We start from the raw sequence: 4,265 nt of genomic DNA on the forward strand, positions 1-4,265 counted from the left end.
GGCAATGGGCGTTTGGCGGTTTGCTCGACGTGCCGGGCACCCGGTAGGGGCAGCGGAAACGGCCGCAATTCGCCTGCGCCGAGAATTGCCACAGCGCATAGCCCTGCCAGTTGCCCATCGGGAAATGCACGTCGATGTCAGGCTTGTAGCGCGCATACCAGAGCGGCAGCCGCGACAGCAGACGGTACTGGTAGCGATTGTCGGCGATATACTGCGCCGTCTTGCCATTGACATAGAGCACCGGGAAACGGCCGACGCGGCGGTGCACCTGCCGCACGAATTCCTCGGCGTCTTCCAGCGACATCCATTGCGTCGGATCGATGCCTTCGATGTCGAGAGCCATCAGCTCATCCGGCGCCGGTTCCGCGAAATCGATGAAATTATTGGCCTGCTCGACCGGGTTGCCGGGCCGCGCCAGGTGATAGGCGCCCCATTTCAGGCCGAGCGCCTTGGCCACGATCTTGCGCGTCTGGAACAATTCACGCGTCACCGCATAGCGCTTCCACTGCGCCTTGCAGAGTTTCACGTCCGCCTCGGCGCCGAAGCAGAAATAAGGCGGCGGCAGCCCGTCGGAAGCCTTGTTGATGAAGCCGGCGACGCGCTTGTCGGTGACGAGCTGCTGCCAGTCGATCGAATTGTATTCGTAGGCGTCGATCACCAGCGGGCGGGCGGCATTCTTCCACGGCTCGGAGAAATCCGAGGCCTGTGCCGCCGTACCCAGCGCAACCGCCGCAGCGAGAAACGCCAGGCGGCGAAGAGGGCGCGCCAGCTTTTTCAATCAGGGTGTCCCCACTGACCAGGGGACGATCCTGAACCGCTATGGTTAAGGAATTGCTTTCACAACATCGGCTTGCTTCGGTCCGCTCCAAAACGTCAAAAAAGTATCGCTTGGGTGGACAAGCCGTGGTGGCAGGGGCTTCAATTGCCGCCTAAGCTTTCAATCACGGCGGCCAGTGGGAAGAGACGGGCCCGCCTGACGAAGCGCAGCAACCGGTCACAAGACCGGACCCGCGCGGGGAGGAAATGAACATGAATCCGGACCTGGAAGTCGTCCAGATCAGACAGGGAGAGTCGTTCAAGGCCTGGGCCCACGGCTATCCTTTCCGCACCGTGCGCTGGCACTTCCATCCCGAATACGAACTTCATCTGGTCGTCGCCACCACTGGCCGTTATTTCGTCGGCGACTTCATCGGTGAGTTCGAGCCAGGCAATCTGGTGCTCACCGGGCCGAACCTGCCGCACAATTGGGTCAGCGACGTGCCGCCGGGCGAGACCGTGCCGCTGCGCGGCCGCGTCGTCCAGTTCTCCGAAGAATTCATCGCCAGCGCTTCAGCCGCCTTGCCCGAACTTGCCGCCTGCGCCGGTATCCTTGAAACCAGCCGCCGCGGCGCGCTGTTCTCGCCGGCGACGGCCGAGCTTGCGGCGCCTCTGCTGGCGGAGTTGACCGAGGCGCAGGGCGTGCGTCGCCTGTCGCTGTTCATGGCCGTGCTCGACATCTTGAACCGCGCCGGCGACGTCCGCACGCTGGCCAGCGCCGGCTATCTGCCCGACCCCTCCGGCTTCATGTCGGCAGGCATCAACCAGGCGCTCGCCTACATCAATTGCCACCTGACCGAGCCGTTCAGCGAAGGGACGCTGGCCGAGATCGCCGGGCGCAGCCCGAGCGCCTTCTCGCGCAGCTTCCGCCGCCACACCGGCATGGCGCTGGTGCAATATGTCAACCGGCTGCGCATCAACCTTGCCTGCCAGCTGTTGATGAGCGAGGCGCAGATGTCGATCACCGAGATCTGCTACGCCGCCGGCTACAACAACATCTCAAATTTCAACCGCCAGTTCCTGGCGCAGAAAGGCATGTCGCCTTCGCGCTTCCGGGCCTTGCTGGCTGAGAACATCAACGCGGAGATTGCCGCCTAACAGGGAGGAAACCGGGAGGAGCTCAAAGCAATTCCAAAAGGAATTGCGTCAACACAAAAGAGACATTCAGGGAAGGAAGAACGCGGGGTGTAACGCACCCGGTGCTGGAGATCGTTTGTTGTGAAATCCAGCACTTCAGGAGGATGTTTGCGCGGCTTTACCAGGATCGGATCGATCCTCAGCCGACTGATCATACTCCTTTCAACAGTTCGACATGCAGTCAAGGCCTGGCGCGCCGTTCACCGCGCAGGCCCGTGAAACCATTTCTCGAAAGGGAGACATTCGAATGACCAGACATGCTTGGAAATCGCCGTTTGCCTTGAAATCGACCATCGCGGCCGTTTTCGCCGTCTCGCTGCTCGGCAGCACGGCAGCCTTCGCCGACACCGTCACCGACGCCACGGTGGCCTTCCTGATGCCCGACCAGGCATCGACCCGCTACGAGCAGCACGACTATCCGGGCTTCGTCGCCGAGATGAAGAAACTGTGCCCCGGATGCAAGGTGATCTACCAGAACGCCGATGCGGATGCGGCTCGCCAGCAGCAGCAGTTCAATTCGGTAATCTCGCAAGGCGCCAAAGCGATCGTGCTCGATCCGGTCGATTCCACCGCCGCCGCCTCGCTGGTCAAGCTGGCGCAGAGCCAGGGCGTCAAGGTGATCGCCTATGACCGGCCCATTCCGACGGCGCCCGCCGATTTCTACGTGTCCTTCAACAATGAAGGCATCGGCAAGGCGATCGCGGATTCGCTGGTCGAGCATCTCAAGGCGCTCAAGGTCGACCCGGCCAATGGCGGCCTGCTGCAGATCAACGGCTCGCCGACCGACGCGGCCGCCGGTCTCATCAAGAAGGGCATCCACGAAGGCCTCGACAACAGCGGCTACCCGATCCTGGCCGAGTTCGACACGCCGGAATGGGCGCCGCCGAAGGCCCAGCAATGGGCGAGCGGCCAAGTCACGCGCTTCGGCGCCAAGATCCTCGGCGTGGTCGCCGCCAATGACGGCACCGGCGGCGGCGCGATCGCGGCCTTCAAGGCGGCCGGCGTCGATCCGGTTCCGCCGGTGACCGGCAACGACGCGACGATCGCGGCTCTGCAACTGATCATCGCCGGTGATCAGTACAACACCATCTCCAAGCCGAGCGAGATTGTCGCGGCCGCCGCGGCCAACGTCGCCGTCAAGCTCCTGTCGGGCGAGACGCCGAAGGCCGAGATGACGCTCTACGACACGCCCTCGCAGCTCTTCACGCCAGCGGTGGTGACGCAGGAGAACCTCAAGGCCGAGATCATCGACAAGAAGATCAACACGGCGGCCGAGCTCTGCGTCGACCGCTATGCCGAAGGCTGCAAGAAGCTCGGCATCACCAACTGATCAATTGGCATCCGGCCGCCCATGGGCGGCCGGATGTCCAGGCAACGACTGTCAAGAAAGGCGGCGCATGAGCGAAAGTCCTGAAGGGTCGGCATCCGTCGGCGAGCTGGTGCTCAGCCTGCGCGGCATATCGAAGAATTTCGGCGCCGTCTCGGCGCTGACCGATATCGACTTCGACGTCCATGCAGGCGAGGTCGTCGCCCTGGTCGGCGACAACGGCGCCGGCAAGTCGACACTGGTCAAGATTCTGGCCGGCGTGCATCAGCCGAGCTCGGGAACGATCAATTTCCGGGGTCGGCCGGTCACGCTGCCCGACCCGCGCGCTGCGCTGACGCTCGGCATCGCCACGGTGTTCCAGGACCTCGCGCTTTGCGAGAACCTCGATGTCGTCGCCAACATTTTCCTCGGCAACGAGCTCAGCCCGCTTCGGCTGGACGAGGTGGCGATGGAGATGCGCGCCTGGACGCTGCTCAACGAATTGTCGGCGCGCATTCCAAGCGTGCGTGAAGCGGTCGCCTCACTGTCCGGCGGCCAGCGCCAGACGGTCGCCATAGCGCGCTCGCTGCTGCTCGAGCCGAAACTCATCCTGCTCGACGAGCCGACCGCCGCCCTTGGCGTCGCGCAGACGGCGGAAGTACTCAACCTCATCGACCGCGTCCGCGCGCGCGGTCTCGGCGTCGTCATGATCAGCCACAACATGGAGGATGTCCGCGCCGTCGCCGACCGCATCGTGGTGCTGAGGCTCGGGCGCAACAACGGCGTCTTCGAACCCGACGCCTCGAACCAGGATCTGGTCAGCGCCATCACCGGCGCGTCCAACAACGCGGTGTCGCGGCGCGCCGAGCGCCTGCGTATGGAACGCGATCACAGCGCACAGGCGGGGGAGCAGCGCCCATGACGGAGCAAGGCAATTCGGCTCCCCTGGCGCTCGACCGCGCCGATGCGCGCGTCAAGCATGAGGCCGGCATTGGCGGGGCGGGCC

4 protein-coding genes are annotated in these 4,265 nt (G+C 64.0%); 3 read left to right on the forward strand and 1 reads right to left on the reverse strand.

Annotation, left to right across the window (positions count from 1 at the left end; all coding sequences use genetic code 11):
• The coding region (locus EOA28_RS26665; RefSeq protein WP_281060924.1) for a GH25 family lysozyme at window positions 1-769 on the reverse strand (769 nt) is incomplete at its 3' end.
• Between the two features lie 260 nt (window positions 770-1,029).
• Between EOA28_RS26665 and EOA28_RS26670 the strand changes: the two genes are divergently transcribed.
• The 3 genes from EOA28_RS26670 (at window position 1,030) to EOA28_RS26680 (ending at window position 4,181) form a co-directional block, all read left to right on the forward strand.
• Complete coding sequence (locus EOA28_RS26670; RefSeq protein WP_042641694.1) at window positions 1,030-1,914, forward strand: AraC family transcriptional regulator; 885 nt, start codon at window positions 1,030-1,032, stop codon at window positions 1,912-1,914.
• A 286-nt stretch (window positions 1,915-2,200) separates the two neighbouring features.
• Window positions 2,201-3,283: a sugar ABC transporter substrate-binding protein gene (locus EOA28_RS26675; protein ID WP_127253092.1), complete on the forward strand. Its 1,083-nt coding sequence runs from the start codon at window positions 2,201-2,203 to the stop codon at window positions 3,281-3,283.
• Between the two features lie 67 nt (window positions 3,284-3,350).
• Window positions 3,351-4,181 carry an ATP-binding cassette domain-containing protein gene (locus EOA28_RS26680; protein ID WP_126078585.1) on the forward strand — a complete coding sequence of 277 codons (831 nt, stop codon included), beginning with the start codon at window positions 3,351-3,353 and terminating at the stop codon, window positions 4,179-4,181.
• The last annotated feature ends 84 nt before the right edge of the window (window positions 4,182-4,265 follow it).

Origin of the sequence: Mesorhizobium sp. M2A.F.Ca.ET.067.02.1.1 (assembly GCF_004023285.1) — a bacterium.
Lineage (GTDB): Bacteria > Pseudomonadota > Alphaproteobacteria > Rhizobiales > Rhizobiaceae > Mesorhizobium.

What these genes read in the sequence shown, in the direction of transcription:
- EOA28_RS26670 (WP_042641694.1), top strand. Translation starts at nt 1,030, where the DNA reads ATGAATCCGGACCTGGAAGTCGTCCAGATCAGACAGGGAGAGTCGTTC.
- EOA28_RS26675 (WP_127253092.1), top strand. Translation starts at nt 2,201, where the DNA reads ATGACCAGACATGCTTGGAAATCGCCGTTTGCCTTGAAATCGACCATC.
- EOA28_RS26680 (WP_126078585.1), top strand. Translation starts at nt 3,351, where the DNA reads ATGAGCGAAAGTCCTGAAGGGTCGGCATCCGTCGGCGAGCTGGTGCTC.